Source organism: Candidatus Zixiibacteriota bacterium (genome assembly GCA_029860345.1).
GTDB lineage: Bacteria > Zixibacteria > MSB-5A5 > GN15 > FEB-12 > JAJRTA01.
The window spans coordinates 1-24587 of record JAOUBJ010000006.1 but is presented as its reverse complement, the minus strand read 5'-3'; the positions used below and the strand labels follow the sequence as shown (position 1 = coordinate 24587).

Below are 24587 nucleotides of genomic sequence, written 5' to 3'. Positions count from 1 at the left end.
ACTCTATGTCCTCACGTTAGCTTTCGACCGAAAAGGAATCCCGCATCGTTTTGAGCTTGTCGCGGATTTCTGCCGCCCGCTCAAAATCTTCGGCCTCGACCGCCTTTTTCAGTTCGGCTTCAAGCCGTTCTTCTTCTTTGACGGGAATGGCCGGATCGTTATCGTCGCCTGAGTCGGTAACGGGCGCTTCGACAATCGGCGCTTTACCCCGGTGCAAAGAAGCGCCGTGGATCTTCCTCATTATCTTTTCGAGATCACCGCGAAATGTCTTATAACACTCGCCGCATCCAAACCGACCCTGCCGTGCGAACTCATCGAAGGCCAGGCCGCAGTTGGGACATGACACCGTGCTTACCGGCAGCTGCGCGCCCGCCTTGGGAATGCTCTGGGCCAGCCCGGAGAGAATCTCGGCCAGCGGGAAAGGTGCATTCTCCAGCGGGGAATGGAAGCCGCGGGCAGCCGCGCAGTCCTTACAAAGCGACAGCATCGTTTTGTCATTGTTCACGATTTGCGTGATCTGCACATGTGCTTCGCGCTTGTTACAGTCCTGACATAGCATACTCATCACCTGCGCGTAATATGGTCAAAAACCTTACCGTCAACAATCTGTGTCTCACTGTCGCATCGGTCAGCGAGTTCCCGGTTGTGCGTTGCAATAAGAAAAGTGGTGTCGTTTTCTGCGTTTAGCTCAAAAAGCAGGTCGTGAAGCCGGCGGCCGGTGGACGTATCCAGATTACCCGACGGTTCATCGGCCAGCACAATCTTTGGATCATTGGCCAGAGCACGAGCGACCGCCACTCTTTGTTGTTCACCACCCGACAATTGCTTCGGGCGATGGCTTGTTCTATCTCTTAAACCCACCAGTGTCAGAAGTTGTTCCGCCTTGGCTTTGGCCTCGCCTCGCTTTCGATTGGCCACTAAAGAAGGTATCATCACATTCTCAAGGGCGGTGAAGTCGTCCATCAAGTAGTGAAACTGAAACACAAAGCCTACTGTTTCGTTTCGAAACTGAGCCAGTTCTGTTTCACTTTTGTCGACCAGCGAGACACCGGCTACTTCCACCTTGCCCTGGGTTGGTCGATCCAATCCGCCCAGGATATGCAGCAAAGTCGACTTCCCGACACCGGATGCACCCGTCATGGCAGCCATCGATTTACGGCGGAAACCCAGCGAAAGCCCTTTTAACACCGGGAGGATGCCGTTGGCTGTGTTGAACTGCCTGTGTATGTCGGTAGCCGACAGGATCAAATCTTTGTCATCCATATTCAAGCGTTTGCCGTCCTATGTTTTAACCCAACCCGGGTTATACTACTATTTTCGCCACTTTTCAGCAAAGGTTTAGTTTCGCACTCAAAAACATCGACTTATTGCCTCACAATGTCGACCACCGAGAGTCGCGCCGCCCGGGTGGCCGGATATAGCGCCGCCAGAAAACAGATGAACCCAGCCACCGCCCCGGACGCCAAAAAGTCAAACCACCGCGCTTCAATCGGCAGGTAGCTGATAAAGTAGATATCAGGTGGCAACGATATCAGTTCGTAGCTGTTCTGTACCCAAGCTGCTGCCAAGGCCAAAGCCCAGCCGCCTACCACACCGACTGAGGCAATGGTCAGACCGTTCAACACGAATATCTTGCGCACCTTGGCCGGGGTCAGACCGATTGTCTTCAAGATGCCGATGTCGGAGCGCTTCTCCATGGTCAGCATTACCAGGGTGGAGATTATCGAAAAAGCTGCCACTACCACAATCAAAATGAAACCCAGGAATAATATCTTCTTTTCTATGGCGATCCAGGAGAAGAGGTTTTTGTGCAGGATGTTCCAGGGCACAACATCGTAGCGATACTCGAGGATGGAGTCGATCACCGGCGTGACATATTCCGCATCATATATGTCGGTCAGCTTAAGATGTGCCGCCGTGACAGCATGGCCGGTTTTGAACAGTTTCTGCGCGTCGGCCAGCGCTATATAGGCCATCTGGGCGTCGAATTCATACATCCCGGTTTCCAGAATGCCGGAAATCTGAAACTTGGCCACGCGCGGGCGTGAACGTTTCTGCAAGTCCTCACCTCGAATGGAATACAGCCAGACAGGCTCACCCAGGTACACACTCAATCGTTCGGCCAGATGGCTGCCAATGATCATGCCGGGCACGGTGTCGCTGTCGATCATTTTCGGTTCGAAGGAACACTCGCCGACCTTCATGTCTCTTGCGATATTGGAAGTCTTCTTCTCCATTTCCAAATCCACACCGCGCAGAATTATGCCGTCACCGGCTGACGCCGACTGGATAGCCACTTTGTAGTAGATAAACGCCGAGGCGGCCACGACACCGTCAACCGATTCCAATTGATCGACCAATTGCTCGTACTCTTCAATAAGTTCGTGGTGCAGTGGGAAGATCGATATGTGCGATGTGGTGCCCAAAAGCCGTGAACGAATCTCGCGCTCGAAACCGTTGTGCAGTGACATCACAAAGCAGACGACGGCCACCCCCAGTGTCACACCGACCATCGTGATCCAGGTGGATACCGAAAGAAACGCATGCCCGCTTCTCAGATATCTTCCGGCAACGAATCTCTCCAGACTCATACAACCACGCACTGTCCGGGCCGATTGCCCACCAACCGGCTCGGAGTCCTTCCTTTCACCGGCAAGATAGGGGAGCCGACTTATTAAAGGCAACCAGTTTAACTTCCTGCGAGAAGCTCAACTTGACACGTATTATATGTTTGTATAGCTTAGCGGGTGCCGCAAAGTTGGCGCGCGCAATACAAGGAGTTTTGGACCGACCAATGAGATAATCAGGTGAAGGCGCCTGATGGAGTTCTAAATAAAGGGAGTTACGGTATGTGGGAATTTGACGCCGATTGCACCGTTCTGGTGGATGGAAGCCCTCGCGTCATGAAAGTCCGGATCGCCAAATCGGTTTGGCAGAAGGCCAACGCGAAGAGCCGGACGACGGCCTTAACGATGCTCAAGGGTATAACCATACCGTTGGTCAGAGTCTGGGAAACAGGCTTGCGATTCGACAACACGCAGCACCGTTGGGTGCTCAACACCGGATTCGGACATCAGTTCGAGTCATCCATCTACGGTCGCACGGACGAGTTCGAAATAGACTTCAGCTACTGGCGCTAACCACCGCCCGGAAAGTCTTCTCACTCCTGCGAAAGTGGGACTCTATCTTCCTTGTGCCGTCATGCGACTTTGCGTGACGGCTCTTTGCAAGTCGGGGACCGCATGCTCCTGACAGGCAAGCCACAGGTAGCCGTCTCATGCCTTCAGGCCGTGTCGCAATCGTGTGAACCGGTGGTTCTTGAGGTTGCTCTCTCACAACACGATGCCGAAAATCGCAGGGTCACAATCCCGACTGCGTCGAGATCAGAACCCTGCGACACCCCCTTCATGACACAGCCTGCTTGTTTGGAGCGGATGTGTCCACACCCAAACCGGGTTTGAGGCGGCCACCCAACCGACAAACGTCGCCTGACGACCTCATGCTGAGCGGAGTCGAAGCATACACTCTTCGACTGCGCTCAGGGCGGTCCTTCGAACCAGAAGTTTCGACCCCAAATCTCCGTCTACTGAGTTGGCAAGTTGGGATGATTTTCCTTGTGCCTCCCCGTGTCGTCTGCTATCCTCTCGCTAATAAAACTGGTGGGTGGCCGCCTCAGATCATATTTGGGGCGGCGGGCAAGCCCGTTTTTTGCGCTCCGCGCGTGCTGCCGTAAGAAGTGCTTGCGTGAGTAACAAGGTGCGAAGCACAAAAAGTGATTTATCACCCCCAAACCGAGTTTGAGGGTGCCACCCATCGGACGAACGCCGCCTGTCAACCTCATGTTGAGCGGAGTCGAAGCATGCACCATTCGACGGTGCTCAGGCTGACAAGAAAAACACAACTTCGAAAGATGACAGAACAGTGAACGCCAAAAAACAACAGAACGCGATTGCACCGACCAGGCAGGAAGACTACCCCGAGTGGTACCAGCAAGTCATCAAAGCGGCAGATATGGCCGAAATGTCCAGCGTGCGCGGATGTATGGTTATCAAGCCCTGGGGATACGGCATCTGGGAAAAACTCCAACGGGGGATGGATGATCTGATAAAAGAGACCGGGCATGAGAATGCGTACTTTCCGTTGTTTATCCCGCTCAGCTTCATGGAACTGGAGGCCGGGCACGTCGAGGGGTTTGCCAAAGAATGCGCTGTTGTTACGCACCACCGACTTGTCGAAAAAGAGGGGCGTCTGGTGCCGACCGGTGAGTTGGAAGAGCCGCTAATCGTGCGTCCGACCTCGGAGACTATTATAGGACGGTCGTTCGCAAAATGGATTCAGTCCTATCGCGACCTGCCGCTGTTGATCAACCAGTGGGCCAATGTCGTGCGCTGGGAGATGCGTCCGCGGATTTTCCTGCGCACGACCGAGTTCCTCTGGCAGGAGGGGCACACCGCGCATTCAAGCGAGAAAGAGGCGCGCGAGGAAACCTTGATGATACTGCACGACGTCTACCGCAAGTTTGCTGAGGAGTCTCTGGCCCTGCCGGTGTTGGTCGGTGAAAAAACCGAAGCCGAACGATTCCCCGGCGCCGTGGCCACATATTGTATCGAGGCTATGATGCAGGATCGCAAAGCGCTGCAGGCCGGTACCTCGCACTATCTCGGCCAGAATTTTTCGCGTGCCTTTGAGATTCAGTTCTCCAATGCCGAAGGTGAGGTTGAACTGGCGTATACCACCTCGTGGGGCGTGTCGAGCCGATTGATTGGCGCCGTTATCATGGTCCACGCCGACGATGACGGTCTGCGTTTGCCGCCTAAGATAGCGGCGAAACAGGTGGTGATAATCCCCATGCTGAACAAAGCAGGCACCGAAGAACAGGTGCTGGCCTATGCCAACGCTGTGGCCGATGACATCCGCAAGCAATCCTGGGCCGGACAGCCGGTGAGTGTACAGGTCGACGCACGTGACATGCGTCCGGTCGACAAAAAGTGGCAATGGGTCAAACGGGGTGCGCCGATCCGAATTGAGATAGGTCCCCGCGATATGGAATCGGATTCTGTCTTTATGGGCCGTCGTGATCGTTCGGTCAAAGCAGCCGAGTCGGTCGGTCGCGACCAGGTCGCTGAAACGGTAGTGACAGCGCTCGGCGAGATTCAACGGAATCTCTTTGACCAGGCGCTGGCTCTTCGTGAGGAACACACTCACACTGATATCACCGACTTTGCATCGTTCGAGGCGTTCTTTGCACCGGATAACAGTGAGAAACCTGAGATACACGGGGGGTTCGTGCTGGCCAAGTATTGTGACAACCCGGAGTGCGAAGATAAAGCGGCAAAGCTCAAGGTTACGATCCGTCTCATGCCGCTTGATCAGAGTGGCACCGATGGTACCTGTGTCATCTGCGGCGGCCCGGCCAAGACCGACGCCATTTGGGCCAAGTCGTATTGAGCCCATAAATGGGTTTTTCGCTTCGCGGCGACAGGCAAGAATGTTCTCCGCGCCCCTCTGTCATTCCCGCGAAGGCGGGAATCCATTTTCGCTTAGTAGGGTGGGTCCGTCTTCGGACCCGCCTAATCTGGCAGGATCACAGGGATCCTGCCCTACGAAGACTGATCAGCACCCTGTAGATTGGTCATTCTGGCGAAGGCCAGAATCCAGTCTTTGTTTGAAGAGAATCCCGCGAAGCACGAAGATGTGATTTATCACCGCGAAGAGCGGGATGTCGAAACCACAGGGGTTTCGACCTACTGTTTTGAAGACTCACCGGAAGCACCCATCCACCTCACCCTGAGCAGAGTCGAAGGGTGAATCTCTTGTACTGTCTTCCGCCCCAAACCGGGTTTGAGGCGGCCACCCGTCGCGCGTATGCAACGTCACCCCGAGCTGAGTCGGGGGACGAGTTCCAAGTGGCGTTGGGCGACCCCGCCCGACCCCTGCAGGTATCTACACAAAGAGAAGGCGAGCCATCCGGCTCGCCTTTGCGAAATCGATACGGAATCTGGTCCGCTACCCTACATGCGTCGGTTTGCGCGTAGTGTCGATCTGGCCCGATGAGGGCATACCACCACCGGTAGCCCCGCCGCTGAACGCCATCACGCCAATCGCGACGAAATTCAAAAACGGGACCAGCACCAGGAATCCCCAAACCGGGGAGTGGCCGGCCGCTTTGGCTGTTTCCATCCACATTATGGCGAAACAGATGATATTCACCACCGGCACCAGGCAGAGTACAAACCACCACCAGTCCTTGTTGGCCATTTTGATTAACAGGAATGTGTTGGCGATCGGAATGAACGACCACCATGCCTGGTCGGCGCAGCCAACTTTCTGCGCAATCTTAAACTGTGAAAAAGCAAAGTAGAAGTAGACAGCCAGGATGATCAACACACCCATCATGCCAAATCCACTGCCGTCATTTGCGGCATCGTACATACTGTCCTCCTGCGTTAGAGAAACACGATTCTAACCGTTTGGATTTTTTCGATCTGCTACCTATCTATGTCGACCGATTCACCAACAGCCTTTAAGACTTTCCCGGAATGTAACACAATGTGTCACACGAGGTTATGGGCCGTCCTGCGGGCAAATTTCGAGCCCGTGGGCTTATCCCCTGTCAGCTTCGGTTTAGAGGGGTTTGGTTGTCGCCCACTTCAGGAAGGTGGCGGGTTCGAAGACGGACCCGCCCTACTTATTTCGGCTGTGCCTACTTTTGGCGCTGTCAGCTTCACTTTTGACCTGTATCACAATCTCCGTTCCCGGTTTCCGCTTGTTAAGTCCATCTTTGCCGCCTATCTTGGCCGGCATGAGTTTGACCCGGCAGAAGATCCAACAAGCCCATCGGCTTCTTGGGGAACTGGAGATAGACCTGTGGCTGATGGCCGTACGCGAAACATCGATCATGGCCGACCCACTTTTGTCGCTGGTGGTTGGACATCAGGCAACCTGGCAGTCGTTTTTCTTTTACACGCGCGAGGGTGATGCTATCGCCTTGGTGGGCAATCTGGATGTGGAGGATTACAGACGTTGCGGTTGGTTTACCGAAGTAACAGCCTACACCGAAGGTGTGCGCGATGACTTTCGCAAAACCATCGAACGACTAAACCCGTCGCGGATTGCGCTCAATTACTCTCCGGACAATCCGGCTGCCGACGGTCTGACGCACGGCATGTATCTTACTATACTGGGCTACCTGGACGGGACCGACTTCGCCGACCGGCTGGTGTCGGCTTCCGATGTTTGCACAAAGCTCCGCGCGAGAAAACTCGATAGCGAAGTCGACCTGGTGGCCCGGGCTGCCGTGTTGGCCGATCAAGCATTCAAAAACGTGGTTCCGGAATTCGGCACCGCCATGACCGAAAAGGAAATCGGCGCCGTCATCGATGCTGAGATTGATCGCTTAGGTTCAGCTAATTCCTTTGGCACTATAGTCAACGCCGGCGACAAAACATCGCCGGGACATGGTTTGCCGACCGATGCCAAACTGGAGCCGGGTGATCTTTTGCACGTCGATTTCGGCGCTCGGATCGAAGGCTACTGCTCAGACCTGCAACGACTGGTGTACTTTCGTCGCCCCAATGAAGCTGGACCGCCAGAACATCTGAGCGAGGCGTTCGAACAGGTGCGTGACATCATCACCGAGACGGCCGGCCGCGCTCAACCGGGTGCCCGTGGTTTCGAGATCGACGCCATTGCCCGCGAAATGCTCCTGGATAACGGCTATGCCGAGTACCAACATGCGCTGGGACATCAGCTGGGCCGCGCCGTTCACGATGGCGGCGCGATAATCGGACCTAAGTGGGAGCGTTATGGCAAGACAGCGGAAATGAAGCTGGAAGCAGGCAACGTTTTTACACTTGAACTTGAAATCAACCTGCCGGGAATCGGTTGTGTCGGTCTGGAAGAGGATGTGCTGATAGTGGATGGCGGAGCAAGGTTTCTATGCCCCCGGCAACTCGAGTTGATCGTAGTTTGAAGTTTCTAGCCGTTTTTATAGCAGCCTTTCCACGGTGTTGTGCGTGGTGTACGTCCTCGTGCGCCACCTGGATGCCGGGGCAGACGAGGGCGTCTGCCGCCCACAGAATCAGCCTCGTAGCTATCGGCGTGGCGATCATCGCAGCCGGATGCGGTCCACCCAAACCGGCTCATGAACGAGCCGCGATCTGTCAACCCTATAGTACCATGGTAGAAACCAATGACGGCAGCATGAAAATCGGGTGGAAAACCGATTGTGATCGTCTGATCAGCGGCTACAACATCTACATCAGTCCGACTTCAATTGAACGATTCGCGGACACTTCTGCGTTGCCGTTTGAACCGCACAACGATGTCGTTTATCCCGGTGACACCGACCCGGACGACGGGATAATCTACTATGAGGCTACCAATCTTAACAACGGTGTGTTGTACCAGGTAGCCGTGCGCGTTGTCTTTGCGGATCGGACGTTGTCGTCACCATCCGAGCCGATTGGCGGTTTGTGTGGTCCGCAAGGAGAGTTCGAACTTGTTCGGCGATACTCAGGAGCCCTGGACGGTTTTTCGTTGGCCCAGGGTGTGCATGTAAGGGCCGACAATATCGATAATGATCTTTATTACTATTCCAAAGACGGCGCGCACTTCATTGCCTCTCCTTCACGCCTGGACAGTTTTCTGCGACACAACCTGTTCTGGCCGGCGTCGAACCCTGAGTTGGATTGGGAAACAGAAGACTTTCGAAGTGGCCTGGCTCCCAAGCAGGCCGCCAACCGCGTGGAGGTCCGGGAGGGTGACTCCATTCGGATGTTGACGTCCGAGGGTCATTGGGCGATGATCAAAGTGCTGAAAATCGACGCTGACAACGGACAGGGGGCAGTGCGACTCAGCTACACCTTCTGGCCGCTGGGTGATGGCCCCCGTCGGTAGAGGCTTGCAATGGGCCTTATCAGTGGCCCGATACACGTCGAACTCTGAAAGACCATGGGGCTTAAGCCGGTCCTGATGTCGCCGATAAACTGAAGGAACGGCTCGGTCGGCCGAGTGAAAGCCGCGTCGCGAAGTCGTAAATATCGGGTTGCCAAGGGCCATCGGTAGTGGTAATATACTGGGCAGCCAGGAGGCCTTAACCGAACAGCAGGCAGGAAAGCAAGTGGAGTTCAACAAGGATAGTTTGAAGATTGACGCCAAGGCGGTCGTCGATGAAATGTGCACGACCATCCTCGAACAGATACGCGGAAAGCTGAAAAAATCAGGCGCTGTGATCGGTATTTCCGGTGGGATAGATTCATCGGTGGTGGCAGCTCTGTGCGCCCGGGCTTTAGGCCCCAAGAAAGTGGTCGGGATCATGATGCCGGAAACCGATTCAGCATCGGAAAGCGCCGACCTGGCCGGAATCCTGGCTACAAAGTTCGGATTCGAAACAGTCATGGAGAACATCTCGCAGGGTCTGGCCGGTCTGGGTTGCTACGAACGTCGTGATGAAGCAATCAAGTCCGTCTTTCCGGACTTCAACGATTCCTGGAAAACCAAGATTGTCAACCCCGGGAACATCCTCGACAAAAACACATTCAATTTCTTCAATCTCGCCGCCGAGACCGATACGGGCGAGGCCCTCACCAAACGCATGCCGTTGAAAGCCTACCTACAGGTGGTAGCTGCTTCAAATCTCAAGCAGCGGCTTCGCATGACCACCCTATACTATCATGCCGAGTTGCGCAATTGGGCGGTGGTCGGCACCGGCAACAAAGATGAACACCAGCAGGGTTTCTTTGTCAAGTACGGCGACGGCGGGGCCGATCTGAAGCCGATCGCCCACCTGTACAAAATCCAGGTGTACCAACTGGCCGAGTTTCTCGGTGTTCCCAGCGAAATCATCGAACGCACACCCACCACCGACACCTATTCGGCCGAAGTTACTCAGGAGGAGTTCTTTTTCGGTCTGGACTTTTACAATATGGATATGCTCTGGTACGCCATGGAGAACGATGTCGAGCCGGCCAAGGCTGCTTCGGTACTCGGTTTGACCGAAGAGCAAGTGGAAAAAGCATACGCCAATATCAACCGCAAGATTGTTGCGACAGAATATCTGCGGATGAGTCCGCTCGAAATCGTTTAGATGGATTGCAGACTGACAAAGTCGAGCCAATCCAATCTGTAATCCAGTCTGGTTAACGCGATGTGTGGGATTGCCGGATACTTCAAACTGAATTCTAATACTTTACCCGACGAACAACTGATCGGTCGCATGGTGAACATCATGCGACACCGTGGCCCGGACGAATTCGGTGTCTATCTTGACGACAATTGCGTCCTGGGTCATGCACGGTTATCGATAATCGATCTTACTTCCGGCTCCCAGCCGCTTTGCAACGAGGACGGATCGCTGTGGATCGTATACAACGGGGAGGTCTATAACTATATCGAGTTGCGAGAAGAACTAAAGACGGCCGGGCATCACTTCCGGACCCAGTCGGACACTGAAGTAATTGTCCACGCCTGGGAGCAATGGGGGCGCGATTGTCTGGACAGATTCAACGGACAGTTCGCTTTTGCGATTTATGATCGAAACAAAAGGTCGCTCTTTGTGGCCCGCGACCGTTTGGGGATTCGCCCGGTTTTCTATACCGTGCATGATGGCCGTTTTGTTTTCGCCTCAGAAATAAAAGGGATATTCTGTGATCCGTCGATCCAGCCTTGTCTGGATTACAAGGGGCTGGACGAGATTTTCACCTGGTGGACAACGACGCCGCCTCGGACAGCCTTTGAAAGGATCAGCGAGCTTCCGGCCGGAAGTTTTCTCCAAATCAAAGAAGAACAGATTGAGAGCGGACGCTGGTGGGATATGAGTTTCCCAACTGAATTCGACCGCTCCCGGTCGTCGGATTCATGGGCGGAGGAGTTGCACGAACTACTGGTCGATGCCGTTCGCCTGCGTTTGCGAGCTGATGTACCGGTCGGCGCCTACCTTTCCGGTGGCTTGGATTCATCGGCGACAACAGCGCTTATCCGGCAGTTCACCGATAACCGGGTGGAGACATTCTCGATAGCTTTTCAGGACAAAGCTTACGACGAATCAGGCTACCAGCGGGAAATGGCTGACTATCTGGGTACCAATCACCACCAGGTTTCCTGCACCTATCAAGACATTGCCACGAACTTCCCGCACGTAATCCGTCATGCCGAGCGTCCGATACTCAGAACGGCCCCGACTCCGTTGTACATGCTGTCTGAGTTGGTCCGTGGCAACAATTTCAAAGTGGTTCTCACCGGTGAAGGGGCGGATGAAATATTCGGTGGCTATGATCTGTTCAAAGAGACACTCGTGCGCAAGTTCTGGTCACGTCAGCCTGATTCGGAATGGCGTCCGCTTTTGCTGCGAAAGCTCTATCCGACCCTGCCGTTGTCGCCGGGGCGGGCTCGGTTTTACCTTGAAACTTTCTACAAGGCCGGTCTGTCGGAGTCCGATGCCTGGCTGTTCTCGCACCAGCCGCGCATCAACACCACGGTCAAACTGAAGGATTACTTCACCGATGAGGCTAAGCAGCGAATCGGCGATCATGACTCGCTCGAAGCCTTCGGCCGGGACCTGCCCGACCAGTTTCAGGATTGGCATCACCTACTGCGGGCTCAATTCCTGGAGGCGAAATCGTTGCTTTCGGGCTACCTTTTGTCGTCTCAGGGAGACCGCGTGTCGGCGGCCAATTCTGTTGAGGGACGTTACCCGTTTCTGGATCACCGGGTGGTCGAACTGGGATCGCGGATTCCTCCCTGGCTGAAGATTCGCGGTTTGAACGAGAAAGCGATCTTGAAACGAGCCATGAAGAAAGAACTGCCGCCAAGGATAGTGGAGCGCGTCAAACAACCATACATGGCGCCAGACTCCAATAGTTTCTTCTGCGAGGATCCACCGGCCTATGTCGAAGAGATGCTTTCGGAAGAGTGTCTTGCCCGGACCGGCTTGTTCAAGCCGGAGGCCGTGGCCAAACTGAGAACGAAGTGCGCTCGACTTTCGCACGCTCATTTGTCGTTTAAGGACAACATGTCGTTCATTGGCATACTTTCGACCCAGTTGTTGGTGCAGCAGTTTATCGATCAGTCGGAAAAGCCTACAGCCCTTGAGCAAAACGAGTTTTCCGTCCGATATGACTATCGCAGCGGTGTAGCCGACTCCGGTCGGCAAAATCCCGGGGAAAGACACTTGCCTCGTTAAGGGCTTTACTGTAAATAGGTTTTGTCGATAACTTTAAGAGACCGGGCTCTGGCCGACGTACTAAGTTCATGACCAGGAGGTTCGATTGGACGCTCGAACACAACTGAAAGAGTTCGTTGTAGAAAACTTCATGATGGGACAGGATGCCTCCGAATTGTCGGACTCCGGATCACTTCTGGAGCTTGGCATTATTGATTCTACCGGCGTGCTCGAACTGGTCGGATTCCTTGAAGAAACCTATCAGTTCACGGTCGACGATGACGATCTGGTACCGGACAACCTGGATTCCATCGACAACCTGGTTAAGTTCGTCCAGCGAAAGAACGGTTCCTGATACTTCCCTTGTGTCCCACGCAGACACGAAAACCTCAACTTGAGTCTTGCCGAAATGTCAGAGAAGGCCGCATATTCTCTGTTCGTTTCCGGCCAACCAAAACAAGCCCCTCAACTTTCCCTTTTTGTAGTTGCCTTCATATACGGGTGGCGGTAGCATTACTGTACAGGTGTGGTAAGCCGATAGAAGGTTTATGATCAGATTGGTTGTCAAAAGATTCCTTTTGGTGTGTGGTGTCGTTTGCACGTTACCGCTTATCCTGCTCACCTGGCTGGAGGCAGCCATTATGGGTCGGCGATACGAGCGCGTGTACGGCGCCTGCAAAGAGATTTTGTCGCTTTTTCCAACGATAGTCGGCCAATACTTCAGGCTCGGTTTCTACCTGGCCACCTGTCGCAATGTGTCTCCCGATGCCAGTTTCATGCTGGGCAGTATGTTGTCACACCGTGACGTCAGCGTGGCCTCGGGTGTGGTTCTGGGCGTCTACACGATTATTGGCTGTGCCGATATTGGGCCCAACGTGCTTTTTGGCGCACGCGTCTCGGTTATCAGCGGCAAATATCAGCACGGGCGACCGGATGAACGAACTTCTGATCAAACCGCCACCGAACAGTACGATCTGATCACAATCGGCGCCAATAGTTGGATTGGGCAGGAAGCAATCGTAATGGCCAACGTGGGGGAAAACTGTACTGTCGCGGCCGGTGCCGTGCTTTACAAAGATGCGCCGGATAACTGCACATTCATGGGCAACCCGGCCCGGAAAGTAAATCTTTAGGCAGTGAAAAGAATCAAATAGAAGGAATGGATGTCATGCGATACTTCTGGATACTGGTGCTGGCCGGTTCGCTGCTTTTGAACATTGTAGCGATTTGGGCCTTTTTCAATTATGTCAAGTACGGCGGCTCGCCGCTGGGAGATATCAAACGCAAACTGACCGGTACGACCAAACAGTCGGCTCCGAGGGTCGCTTATGCTCAGGAAAACGCTGAACTCCTGGCGAAGATCGAACGAGGTGAAGCTGATTCGTCGCGCATCGTTTTTCTGGGTGCCTCGATTACCCAACGTTGGGACTTCGAGAAGTTTTTACCTGAGTTTCCGCTTGTCAATAGGGGTGTCGGCGGACAGTTGGTGCCCGGAATCCTGGCGCGCTACAAGCGAGACGTGCTGGAGCTTGACCCCAAGGCTGTGATAATCAAGTTTTGTTCGATCAACGTCCGGCCGCAGATGCCCAACAAGGTTCTCGAAGATGGCATGACCATGTTGGCGCAGTTGGCCCACTCGAATGACATCGTGCCGATTGTGTCGACGATAATTCCGTCGGGCAAACCAGAGGCGCGGATCGGCGATTTTTCTGTGGCCGACAGTCTCTCAAAGTTCAACGACTGGGTGCGTGCCTTTGCCGAGTCGAACCACTACCCGATTATTGACTTCGCAGCCGCAATCGGCGATGAAAACGGATTATTGCCGCGCGACTGTTCGGTTGACCCGGTGCACTTGAACGACAAGGGTTACCAGATCGTTTCCGATGCTGCCCGTCCGGTTTTGCGTGAGGTGTTGGGGGGGGAGTGATAAATCACTTTTTCGCGCTACGTGCGTTTTCCACCTCATGGTGAGCGGAGTCGAACCACAGGCAAGCCTGTTTTTCGCGCTTCGCGCGCCGCCTCTCTATGTCAGTTCCTTTCCAGTGATTTGTGCCGGCTTGACCGTGTCGTCCTGAGCGCAGTCGAAGGACGAGGTTTCGACAAATCACCTTATTCTACGAGTCGTCCTTCAGTTTTTCGCGGAATTCCTTGTACTGCGCCAGATAGTCAGCCAGCCGCTTTTCACGACCGATCGCGCCGGGCTTATAGTAGCTGGTACCGGCCAGTTCCTCCGGGAAATACTCCTGACCGGTTACACCATCTTTGAACTCGTGGGCGTACTGGTACCCGGAGCCGTAGCCAATATCTTTCATCAGAGAAGTCGGCGCGTTACGCAATCCCAGCGGCACCGGCAGGGACCCTTTCTCCACAGCATCGACTCTTGCAGCTTTGAAGGCCGTGTAAACAGAATTGGATTTCGGCGCACAAGCCATGTAGATGACAGCCTGCGCAATGGCCAACTCCCCCTCGGGCGGGCCGAGAAAATGAAAAGCATCACGGGCGTTGAGAGTCAAAGTCAGCGCGTATGGATCAGCCAGGCCGACGTCTTCAGTGGCGAACCGCACCAGTCTTCTGATGATATACATGGGTTCCTCACCGGCTTCGAGCATCCGGGCCAGCCAGTAGAGGGATGCATCGGGATCGCCGCCCCGGATAGTTTTGTGCAGAGCGGATATGAGATTGTAATGTTCCTCGCCGGCTTTATCATAGAGAGCCAGCCCTCGCTGATGCACCTGCTTGAGGTCATCGACTGTGATTGTCTTGCCCGACTCGACAAAGGCTGCTGCCGCTTCCAAAAGTGACAAGCCCCGGCGCGCGTCGCCATCGGCGGCCGCGGCCACAAAATCGAGCCCGTCCTCATCGATCTGCACATTGCCGCCCCCCAGCCCAGACTCTTTGTCGGACAACGCTCTTTCGATCAACTTTCGAATATCGGCTGGGCTGAGCCGTTCAAGAACATAGACCCTCATGCGTGAAAGCAACGCGGAGTTGACTTCGAACGAGGGGTTCTCCGTAGTCGCCCCGATGAGCACGATGTCGCCCGATTCCACATAGGGCAGGAAAGCGTCTTGTTGCGCTTTGTTGAAACGATGGATTTCGTCAATGAAAATATAAGTGCGTCGACCGGACAATTTGAAATAGTTGCCCGCTTTGGAGATGACCGCCTTGACCTCTTTGATGCCTGAAGTCACGGCCGAGAACGGCACAAACTGTCCCCGTGTAGTACTGGCGATCAAACGGGCCAGCGTGGTTTTGCCGGAGCCGGGCGGTCCCCACAGAATCAGCGACCCGACCTGGTCGCGCTCGATGGCTTGGCGCAAAGGTGTGCCGACACCGAAAACCCGCGACTGGCCCACAAACTGATCGATAGTCTGCGGGCGCATCCGATCGGCCAGCGGGGAAGCATTGTGCACCGCCTCCTCCGACAGGGGGGAGTCTTTCTCGAAAATATCCATGTGCCCAATATAGGCAGCCCGGCAGCCCGGCTCAATCACAAATTTCTTGCCTCAACGAGCACCCTTCGACTGCGTTCAGGGTGACAGGGTCAAGCCTGCCCATAACTGGGTCTCTTTTGTTTCGTGCTGTGTTGCCGCCGCAAGCTGGTGCCCAACAGAAGCAACTTGTTGCTGGGGGTTGACAAATCGGTTCTGGTCGTTAGCTTGGCGCTCTGATATGGAAACAGAAATTGTCACCAAAGAAGTTGTGTCTTCACCGGAAGCGTTTTTTGCGACGGTAGCAGGCAGGCCCGGATCGGTTTGGCTGGATTCAACCCTGCGCTTTGATGATCGCGGGCACAACTCGTTTGTCGCCGGTGATCCGCAGATTGATGTTGCACTTCATGAGAATCGTGTGCAGGTTCGCAAGTCGGGCGAAGCGGTTCAGGTGCTTCCGGGGCGCGATATTTGGGATGAACTTTCAGGTTTGTGGGAAAGCCGGCAGTACTTTTCGGTTGGGTATATCTCGTATGAAGCAATGTTGCCGTTTGTCGGTGTCACGCCGTCCGTGTACGGTTCGATCCCGTCGGTGCGGTTTCTGTTCTTTGATCGGGCGCAGAAATTCGACCACACCGAAAGCGTCGGTGCCAATAGTATTGATGATGCTGTCGACCAATCCGGCGGCGAGTGTTTAATCCAAACCAGTCGTGCCGACTACATAGAACGCATCCGAGCTATTAAGGACCACATCCGCGAGGGAGACATCTACCAGGCCAATTTCACGACGCGTATCGATGTGAACTCGGACGCCCCTCCCTTCGATGTGTACCGTCGTTTGAGGCGTCTTAACCCGGCTCCATACAGTGCCTACCTGGATTTTGGAGATTATCAGATACTTTCAACATCACCGGAGCGGATGTTTCTAAAAGAGGGCGGGCGTATCAGCACCGGTCCCATCAAAGGGACCATTGCCGCCAGCGATGACCCTATGGCCAACGACTACAGCCGCCGTCGGCTCCTTGAGTCTGACAAGGACCGCGCCGAACTGTTGATGATAGTCGATCTCGAACGTAACGATCTCGGACGTATCGCGCGGACCGGGACGGTGGAAGTCGAACGTCTCTTCAAGACAGAAACCTATTCATCGTTGATTCATCTGGTAAGCGATATCTCAGCCGAACTGCGGAACGATGTCCGGTTGAAAGATATTGTGGCAACTCTCATGCCCGGGGGTTCGATCACCGGGGCACCGAAGAAGCGCGCCGTGGAAATTATTGCCGACATGGAAACTCTGCCGCGGTCGGTATATACCGGCTGCATCGGATACGTGGATGGTGACAAGGCCGATTTCAATATCGCTATCCGAACCATGATTCACGCCGGGGGGCAGTATCAAGTCCATGCCGGTGGTGGTATCGTGGCTGATAGTGATCCCGATTCTGAATATGACGAGATGCTTCTGAAGGCCCGCAATCTGCTCAAGTCGCTTGGTGTGCAGCAGGAGGAAACGGTTTGCTGAAGACTGTTACGACTATCAACGGACGGTTTCACGACCGCGAGGATGCCCGCATCTCGGTCTTTGACAACGCCCTGTTGTATGCCGAGGGGTTGTTCGAGACGCTGCTGGCTGTCGATGATCGTATCATCTTTCTCAAGGAGCACTTGAGCCGTTTGTACCGAGGCGCCAAAGTGATCGGCCTGGACATACCTGTGACGCCCGAGCGTTTGACTGGCTGGATGAAGAAAACAGTGCGCGCTCACCCGGATCGGATTACCAAGTTGCGGCTGACGCTTACCGCCGGTGAAGCGGCCCGCTGGGTCGGACGTCAGGGGAAACCGCAGGTGATCCTGAGCGCCTCGCCGCACACCATGCCTGCACGGCCCTTCCGCATCCAGGTGTCTCGCTTTCGTGTTGATCACAAGTCGGTCTTTCGACGTATCAAGACACTGTCGTATGTGATCCACGCGGCCGCCCTCTTGCAGTCGCGTCGGGCCGGCTGCGATGATGCTCTTCTGCTTAACCAGGACGACAAGGTAGCCGAGGTTACGTCGGCCAATGTGTTTTGGGTAAAGAACGGGCGCATTTTCACGCCACCCATTTCGTCCGGTTGTCTTGAGGGCATTACACGTAAGATCGTGCTGAGAGAAGCCCGCCGGATCGGTCACTCTATCGCCGAGAAGAACTGCTCACTCTTGCAACTGCTTGACTCGGACGAGTTGTTCATCTCCAGTTCGCTGAAACTGGTTGTCGGTGTTTCGTTAGTCAAAGCAGGACGCAAGAGCCACAGGGTAGCAACCGGACCTATCACCGCCGACCTGGCCGAACAGTTCTACCGCTTAGTCGGTGTGAACTGAAAGCGGCCCGTCGCAGGTTGGGTGGCCTGGACGTCCGGGCTTTTGGCAGAGTCTCCTACTGAGTCATTGCGAGGAGTCCCCCGCCGCCAGCGGGGGACGACGCGGCAATCTCATCCGCCGTTACCCTGTGTGCAGTCGAAGGATCGCCTTCCATCTACAATTTGAGATTGCCGCGCCACGCGCTTGGCGTGGCTCGCAATGACGGGACTTGTTCGTTGCGGTGGGTATCTGGCAAAGGTGCTGTCTGGCGACTCGCCTGACGGCCCCCAGGTGGGAGAGAGGTGTCGGGCGGGGTCGCCCAAGACCACTTGAATATCTGCTTGTTAGTTTCACAAGGCGCGAAGCGCAAGAAGTGATTTATCACACACCAGGTTTTTGTTTGACTGATCTTGAGGAGGACATCTATCTTTCAACGATTAGAAACCGCGATAAACAAAGGTCGTGCTATGAATAGAACTATCCGATCCCTGCTGATCTGCCTTCTAATGCTGAACGCCGCTCCGACGGTGGTCTCAGCGCAACAAGTGATCAATGACGCCCAAACCAGCCTCTACGATGTGCCGCCGCGCTGGCTGGTGGACATGCCGACGGCGGGCACGCTACCCCGCGCCTACTACTCAGCCGGCTTTCGTTTCTATCCCAACGGCGGCTGCCTGGCTTACACTAATATCGGCCTGTCCAATCGACTCACGCTCGGTATCTCCTATGGGGCCGAAAACATTCTGTCCAATCGCGATCCCAATTGGAATCCGCAGATCCAGTTCAATGTCAAGTTTCGTGTCGTTGATGAGATCGAGGTTTTCCCGGCCGTGACCTTCGGCTTTTGCTCGCAGGGTTTTGGCGCCTGGATAAGCGATAGCTCTCTGGATCGCTACACTTTCAAGTCACGCGGTTTCTACGCTGTGGTCAGTCGAAGCTTCTATTTTTACAATTGGACATCCGGTTGGCATGCCGGGGTCAACTATTCGCTGGAAAACGAGGGGGATGACGAAACCGATCCCAACGTCTTCGTCGGTTTCGATGCCACGTTCCAGTACAACCTGGCTGTCGTAGCCGAATTCGATGCTGCTCTAGATGACAATAAATCCAAACTACCCAACGGTAGTACCAACCCGTATTCCGGCAAGGGGAGAGGTTATCTCAACACAGGGATCAAGTGGTTGGTGACCGAGAATCTGGAACTGGAGTTTCTTTTGAAAGACCTCCTGATTAATCGCCGCGATTCAGACACTTTCACACGTTCGTTTCGCCTGACGTATCTAGAGCGGTTTTAGGGGGGCATACTTCATCCTTCGACTCCGCTCAGGATGAGGTGGTGGGCTCAGGGTGAGGTGATAGATCACTCTTTCGCGCTACGCGCGTCCGATGCTGTCCTGCCGGACTTGATCCGGCATACTTCCTTCGAGTCGAGTACTGGATTCCGGGTCAAAGCCCGGAACGACAGACAATAAAGGCGGGTCCGCGCCACGGCGTGCAGGCGAAGACGGACCCACCCTACCGGGCATTACTCAGGACGAAATTGAGGGAATCTCAGAAAATGTGATTGACTTGTCCACAATATGAGGCATGTTAGGACAAAGTCAGAGGAGAACATGCAAACATCACCATTCCTAAAACAGGTCGCGCGTGAGTTGAAAAAATACGAGTCCCGCAAGTACCGTATCAACGCCCAGCGCTTCTTCAAGGAAAAACTGGATCAACCCTGGATGCTCAAAGGACCGGTCTTCAAACAGTTGTCCAACGACATCTGGGAAACGATCAAGAAGAAGTCCAAGAAAGATATCTTCGGTCATTGCGAAGAACTGCTGTCCTCCGATCTCGAAGCACGCATAGGGTTGGCTTTCGACTTTGCCTTTCGGTGCCGCAAGGACTTTACGAAATCGGACTTCGCACGGTTCGAACGATGGGCCAAGAAACATCTTGTCAACTGGGGCACGGTCGACAATCTATGCTGTCGCGCCTTGGGGCACTTGATTCTGATGTACCCGGAATTGATTCCACGCACCAAGAAGTGGGCGAAATCAAAAAACATGTGGATGCGTCGCGCCTCGGCCGTCTGTCTGATTGTGTCGCTCAGAAAGAAGCAGGCATTGTCGGACGCTTTCGAAGTCGCCGACACACTCATGATGGACGAGGAAGACCTGGTGCAAAAGGGGTACGGTTGGATGCTGAAAGAAGCCACGCACGAGTTCCGGGATGAAGTCTATAACTACGTCTTGAAACATCGCGCCGTCATGCCGCGCACGGCTTTGCGCTATGCTATTGAGAAGCTACCCCCGGCCATGCGTAAAGAAGCGATGAAGAAATAGCTGACTACCCTTCGACTGCGCTCAGGGTGACAGGCAAGCCTGTCTCTCGCGCTACGCGCACCCCCCAGACGCCTGTCTGGGTCTACAGCCCCTGCTGGCGCCAGCGTGTAAGCACAAGCTCGGTAAACTCGCCGACCGTCTTGATTACTTTCTCGCGGTACTGCCGGGATTTCTCGGCATCGTATTCAGGCGCACCGACGCCATCTTTGTATAGCAGTATCGTGCCGGGAACAGGGTAGACATCGGCGCCGGGACGGAAGTACCAGGCCTGTTTGGGATCGTATGCATCTTTGTCGACCAGAGTTTCATCGATAGCCTGAACCATGGCGCTTTCATCGGTACCGGCATGGCCGCCGACATGTCCAAAGAACTCTTCGGTCATCTGAGCGCACAACATCCACCAATGAATGACACAGACATTCACGGTATAGTCACGATGGCAATCGTGCGCGACTGTTTTGAGCACGTTGTTGTTGCCGCCGTGACCGTTCATCACAATCACGTTCTTGAATCCGGCTTGCTTGAACGATCCGATGATCTCAGTAACGGCGTTGGCAAAGGTTTCCGGTTTCAAGGTGATACAACCTGCATAACGCTGCAGGGACTTGGTGATTCCGAAGGGCAGCGTGGGTGCGACCAGCGCGTTGACGCGCTCGGCGATCCCTTCGGCAATGTTCTCAGGAATGAAATTGTCGGTGCCCAGACAGTCGGAGCCGTGCGCCTCAACAGTGCCCACTGGTAGTATGACGGTGTCGATTTTGCGGGGAACGAGTTCCGAGACTTTCAGCCAACTCAATCGCTGTAGCTTGAGTTCCACCTATTCTCCCAGCTTGGCCAGCAGTCTTTCCATGACCTTCTCGGTTTCGATGGCCGTGGATTCGTCTCCCTCGTAGCGGTATTGGTTGATGTCGCGAACCATCATTTCAAGTTCATCGGTGGTCTCTACTGCGTACCAAATCTCCTGCTCGGACCAGGCCAGACCCTTGGCCGTCAGAGCTTCGACCACTTCCGAATAAATCGAGGGTGACTTCCAGTCGAAATCACTCAGCTGGATTCTCGCGCCGCCGGACATGCCTATGATATAGTAGCGTCCTTCGGGGGTGGGACCGAAAACGGCATCCGACGTTTCAAGCTTTCGCAGCGCGGCTTTGAGCATGCTGGCTCTAATCGTCGGCGTGCGACTACCGACTAACAAGACGTTATCGTAGCCTGAAGCGAAACAGTCTGCGAACAGTTTTTCCGCTCGGATGCCCCAGCGTTCCTTTTCCTGTTCAAACAGGTTAAACCGTTTCTTGAACGCTTCGGCTTTCTGATTTGTCAGTTTCTTCTGGAGGTAGTCGTGTATGATCTGGACGAATCGTTTGCGGTCCGTGTCGTCGATGTAGTACAGTCGTGTATCGGCCGTCTCAATATCCAGGGCGTGCGTGATGGTATCGGAGATGAACGCCTGATGTAGAAATCGCAGGTCGTCCCCCTGTATGGAACCGAGGTCCATGCTGGACCCATCTTCAAAAGGCTCCTGGATGCAGACGGCGATTACACTTGAGTTTTTCTTCTGTCTTGGCATTGTTTGTAAACCTGCTATTTTTTAATCGGCGGGAATATAAAGTTGGTCAAGCTCCGAGTCAATAACTCGTCCGCAAAAAAAACAAGTGTATAAGGTAAAAAATCAGGGCAGAAGTCACTTCACTTGCTGCATCCGAGCGACCATGTCCTCCGGAGAGATGACGCCTTGTCGAATCATCTGTGTGGCGCCCTCAGAGTCCAACAGCAGCGTGGTGGGCAGAGAGTATATTTTCAAGCCGAAACGGTCCATGAAGTTCCTGGTTATCTCAGAGTCGGCCTTTTCAAGCTGCACGCGAATCGGCACAAAACGATCGGCCTCTTTGATAACGTCGGGATGACTGAATGTTTTCTTCTCCAGAACACGACAGTTGGCGCACCAGGTTGCCCAGGTGTCGATAAAGACCGGCCGGCCCTCGGCTCTGGCCTGAGCGAGCCCTTTGTCCAGGTCGGTGAGCCAATCGATCCCGTGCTCTTGTTGCTGTGAGGTTCCGGCTCCAACGGCCGGCAGCCACCGGGAGGCCGGCGGCAGGATTAGTCCTTCCAGCAGAATCGTCCCGATGAGCAAGTAGGCACCTATGAGCAGCGAGATTAGACCCAGGTACTTTTTGAGGCGAGCGAACCCGCCGGCTTCGCCGGTGAGTCGATCCAGTCCACCGCCGAAGACGCCGAAGGCTAACAAAAGCAGGCCGGTCAGAATGGCCATCGTTATCGGCGGTATGATCGTGCGAAGGAAATACAAGGCCATTATCAACAGGACGAAGCCAAAAAACTTTTTGACCTGGTCCATCCATTCGCCCGCTCTCGGCAGGGAATTGATGGCTGAAGAGAATGTTCCAATGATGATGAACAAGGTTCCCAGTCCCATGGCGAAGACGAACAGCACTATGAAGCCGATTAACGGCGAACCGTGGGTGGCGATATAGAGAAGTATTCCGGCCACAAACGGACCCACACAGGGCGAGACCACCAGAGCAGCGACCGCACCCAACAGTATGGCTCCACCGATTCCACCGCCGCCTTTAGTGGTTCCCAGTTTCTGTCGGAGAAACATCGGTACCTGCAACTCATAGAGGCCGAACATCGAAAGGGAAAACACACAAAAGATCACCGCGATACCGATCACTACCGGTGTGCTGGCCAGCCAGGCGCCGAAGACGCCACCGACCAACGATACAACCAGCCCCATAAGGCCGTAAATAACAGCCATACTACCGACATAGAACAACGACATGATAAAGCCTCGACCCAACGAACGCTGCTGGCCGGCAAAGATGCTGACCGTGATCGGAATCATCGGATAGGTGCAGGGCGAGAACGACAACAACAAACCCGTCACAAAAGCCAAACCGAGCGCCAGGAAGTAACCCCAAAGGCCATATTTGTCGACCAACTGTTGCAGCTCGTTGGTCTCGCCGCCGTTGGGGGGTTGGTTCGAAGCCGTCTGAGCTTCACTGTTATCGAAAAAATCGGTGTGTGTGAGCGTACCCAATTGGCCAACGTTGATTGTCAGCATCGACTCAATTGTTTCCGGCGGCCGACAGGTCGAATCATCGCAGGCCTGATAGTTCAATGCGACCGGTAGTGAATACACGCCGTCGGCAACATCTGCCGCCACCGTGACGGAGAAAAGAAAAACCGCCCGATCCGAGTAAACGGAAATCTGTTCATCCAAAAAGGCCACATCGTGCCCCTCGGGAAAGTCGATGTCGGACAGCTGAAAGCCCGGGGGTGGTTCAAAAGAAAGTTGGGCGGCAATAAGCCAGTCTTGGTAGGGATGAGCAGAGTTGATATGCCAGCCCGGTATCATCTGGGCAATCAGGGCGGCCCTGTATGATTCGCCTGCTTCCACACTGCTGTAGGACAGGGCGGTCGAGACATTCACCAGCGGTTCATCGAAGTCTGTCGGTGGACCGCCAAAATCTATTTCGGCCAAAACAACGTTTGCGAACCAACCAAGGATCAAAAAGGTCAGGACAGCCGTAGCCAGACGATGGCGTGGTCGCCCAAGAGCGTCTTTCATGAATCGTTTTTCCAGATTGCCGTACCCCCGAGGGTGTCAGGTCGTTCCATGTTCACACTGTATCCGAGTCTGTCTGCCCGGACATCAATTCCAATTTGTCGGTGATGAATACCACTGATGCTTGTAGCCGGCCTCTCAAATATGGGCCGGTGGGTTTTGCACGGTCGTTCAAGAATAATCCTGGCTTTTCTGAGTTTGTTGGGCCATGATCTCATTCTTTAACATACTGAGTAGTTTTTGACTGTCAATCTTGTCTACGATTTTTGAGGCGATTTTTTCAGCCAGCAGATCAACGAATTCCCGCTTGAACAGATTGATCCGGTCGGGTGTAATCTTTTCCAGAGAATCTTCCCAACCTCGGTCGTCCGATGGTCGCTTGCCGCCGGTTTTGTCGGACTCTACCGCAATGCTCTCAGGTTCTGAGTCATGAATCTTGTCTACTTCCTTTTTGAACTCATCAATGAACTTTACGACACTTTCACCAGCGGCGGGCGGGCCGGGCGGCGGTGTGATGGGGTCGACAAACGAGGCCGGGTCTGTAACCGACAGCCCCTGCGATGCCGACGCATCATCCGACTCTTTAGAACCAGGCGGCGCCTGAGCCTCACGTTGCATCTCATTGATAAACCAGTCGTAATCATGGTTGGCATCGGCGGCCGGGCCGGGGAGATTCTCGGGGTTGGACATGCCGTATTGATCCGACTCGCTCAGAATATCCAGTTTACCAGATGCATTCAGGGGTG

Annotated in this window: 22 protein-coding genes; 13 read left to right on the top strand and 9 right to left on the bottom strand. The window is 54.4% G+C overall.

Annotated features, from left to right (window positions below; translation table 11 throughout):
• Positions 1-16: 16 nt before the first annotated feature.
• The 3 genes from OEV49_07800 to OEV49_07790 all read right to left on the bottom strand — a co-directional run bounded on the left by OEV49_07800 (position 17) and on the right by OEV49_07790 (position 2591).
• On the bottom strand, positions 17-559 hold the full coding sequence (locus OEV49_07800; GenBank protein ID MDH3890975.1) for a UvrB/UvrC motif-containing protein: 543 nt from the start codon (positions 557-559) through the stop codon (positions 17-19).
• Positions 560-564: 5 nt separating this feature from the next.
• Positions 565-1263 carry an ABC transporter ATP-binding protein gene (locus OEV49_07795; GenBank protein MDH3890974.1) on the bottom strand — a complete coding sequence of 233 codons (699 nt, stop codon included), beginning with the start codon at positions 1261-1263 and terminating at the stop codon, positions 565-567.
• A 101-nt stretch (positions 1264-1364) separates the two neighbouring features.
• Positions 1365-2591, bottom strand: coding sequence for an ABC transporter permease (locus OEV49_07790; protein ID MDH3890973.1), 1227 nt, complete (start codon positions 2589-2591; stop codon positions 1365-1367).
• A 258-nt stretch (positions 2592-2849) separates the two neighbouring features.
• Between OEV49_07790 and OEV49_07785 the strand changes: the two genes are divergently transcribed.
• On the top strand, positions 2850-3140 hold the full coding sequence (locus tag OEV49_07785) for a hypothetical protein (protein MDH3890972.1): 291 nt from the start codon (positions 2850-2852) through the stop codon (positions 3138-3140).
• A 781-nt stretch (positions 3141-3921) separates the two neighbouring features.
• Complete coding sequence (gene proS, locus OEV49_07780) at positions 3922-5448, top strand: proline--tRNA ligase (GenBank protein ID MDH3890971.1); 1527 nt, start codon at positions 3922-3924, stop codon at positions 5446-5448.
• A gap of 558 nt (positions 5449-6006) precedes the next feature.
• On the opposite strand, the gene OEV49_07775 is transcribed toward proS, so the two are convergent.
• Complete coding sequence (locus OEV49_07775) at positions 6007-6432, bottom strand: DUF5684 domain-containing protein (protein MDH3890970.1); 426 nt, start codon at positions 6430-6432, stop codon at positions 6007-6009.
• Positions 6433-6874: 442 nt separating this feature from the next.
• On the opposite strand from OEV49_07775, the gene OEV49_07770 reads away from it, so the two are divergent.
• The 7 genes from OEV49_07770 (at position 6875) to OEV49_07740 (ending at position 14087) form a co-directional block, all read left to right on the top strand.
• Positions 6875-7972 (top strand): Xaa-Pro peptidase family protein, encoded by a 1098-nt coding sequence (locus OEV49_07770; GenBank protein ID MDH3890969.1) that lies wholly within the window; start codon positions 6875-6877, stop codon positions 7970-7972.
• Positions 7973-8043: 71 nt separating this feature from the next.
• Positions 8044-8898, top strand: a complete 855-nt coding sequence (locus OEV49_07765; protein ID MDH3890968.1) for a hypothetical protein — start codon at positions 8044-8046, stop codon at positions 8896-8898.
• A 223-nt stretch (positions 8899-9121) separates the two neighbouring features.
• Entirely contained in the window at positions 9122-10087 is a 966-nt protein-coding gene (nadE, locus tag OEV49_07760; protein ID MDH3890967.1) for an NAD(+) synthase, read from the top strand.
• 60 nt (positions 10088-10147) lie between these two features.
• On the top strand, positions 10148-12181 hold the full coding sequence (gene asnB, locus OEV49_07755; protein MDH3890966.1) for an asparagine synthase (glutamine-hydrolyzing): 2034 nt from the start codon (positions 10148-10150) through the stop codon (positions 12179-12181).
• Positions 12182-12266: 85 nt separating this feature from the next.
• Positions 12267-12515, top strand: coding sequence for an acyl carrier protein (locus OEV49_07750; protein ID MDH3890965.1), 249 nt, complete (start codon positions 12267-12269; stop codon positions 12513-12515).
• 193 nt (positions 12516-12708) lie between these two features.
• Positions 12709-13293 carry an acyltransferase gene (locus OEV49_07745; protein MDH3890964.1) on the top strand — a complete coding sequence of 195 codons (585 nt, stop codon included), beginning with the start codon at positions 12709-12711 and terminating at the stop codon, positions 13291-13293.
• A gap of 35 nt (positions 13294-13328) precedes the next feature.
• Entirely contained in the window at positions 13329-14087 is a 759-nt protein-coding gene (locus OEV49_07740; protein ID MDH3890963.1) for a GDSL-type esterase/lipase family protein, read from the top strand.
• A 187-nt stretch (positions 14088-14274) separates the two neighbouring features.
• Here OEV49_07740 and OEV49_07735 read toward each other — a convergent pair whose 3' ends face one another.
• A complete protein-coding gene (locus OEV49_07735) occupies positions 14275-15615 on the bottom strand; it encodes a replication-associated recombination protein A (protein MDH3890962.1) in 1341 nt (446 codons plus the stop codon).
• A gap of 217 nt (positions 15616-15832) precedes the next feature.
• Between OEV49_07735 and pabB the strand changes: the two genes are divergently transcribed.
• The 4 genes from pabB to OEV49_07715 all read left to right on the top strand — a co-directional run bounded on the left by pabB (position 15833) and on the right by OEV49_07715 (position 20258).
• Entirely contained in the window at positions 15833-17113 is a 1281-nt protein-coding gene (pabB, locus tag OEV49_07730; GenBank protein MDH3890961.1) for an aminodeoxychorismate synthase component I, read from the top strand.
• A complete protein-coding gene (locus tag OEV49_07725; GenBank protein MDH3890960.1) occupies positions 17107-17949 on the top strand; it encodes an aminotransferase class IV in 843 nt (280 codons plus the stop codon). Before pabB ends, OEV49_07725 begins: the two co-directional genes overlap by 7 nt.
• A 446-nt stretch (positions 17950-18395) precedes the next feature.
• Complete coding sequence (locus OEV49_07720; protein MDH3890959.1) at positions 18396-19223, top strand: hypothetical protein; 828 nt, start codon at positions 18396-18398, stop codon at positions 19221-19223.
• 318 nt (positions 19224-19541) lie between these two features.
• The gene (locus OEV49_07715) at positions 19542-20258 is read left to right on the top strand and encodes a DNA alkylation repair protein (protein ID MDH3890958.1); all 717 of its coding nucleotides are present in this window, start codon (positions 19542-19544) and stop codon (positions 20256-20258) included.
• A gap of 82 nt (positions 20259-20340) precedes the next feature.
• Here OEV49_07715 and OEV49_07710 read toward each other — a convergent pair whose 3' ends face one another.
• The 4 genes from OEV49_07710 to OEV49_07695 form a co-directional block, all read right to left on the bottom strand.
• Positions 20341-21075, bottom strand: coding sequence for a creatininase family protein (locus OEV49_07710; protein MDH3890957.1), 735 nt, complete (start codon positions 21073-21075; stop codon positions 20341-20343).
• Positions 21076-21825, bottom strand: a complete 750-nt coding sequence (locus tag OEV49_07705) for a DUF2064 domain-containing protein (protein MDH3890956.1) — start codon at positions 21823-21825, stop codon at positions 21076-21078.
• 114 nt (positions 21826-21939) lie between these two features.
• Complete coding sequence (locus OEV49_07700; protein ID MDH3890955.1) at positions 21940-23844, bottom strand: thioredoxin family protein; 1905 nt, start codon at positions 23842-23844, stop codon at positions 21940-21942.
• A 168-nt stretch (positions 23845-24012) separates the two neighbouring features.
• The coding region (locus tag OEV49_07695) for a hypothetical protein (protein ID MDH3890954.1) at positions 24013-24587 on the bottom strand (575 nt) is incomplete at its 5' end.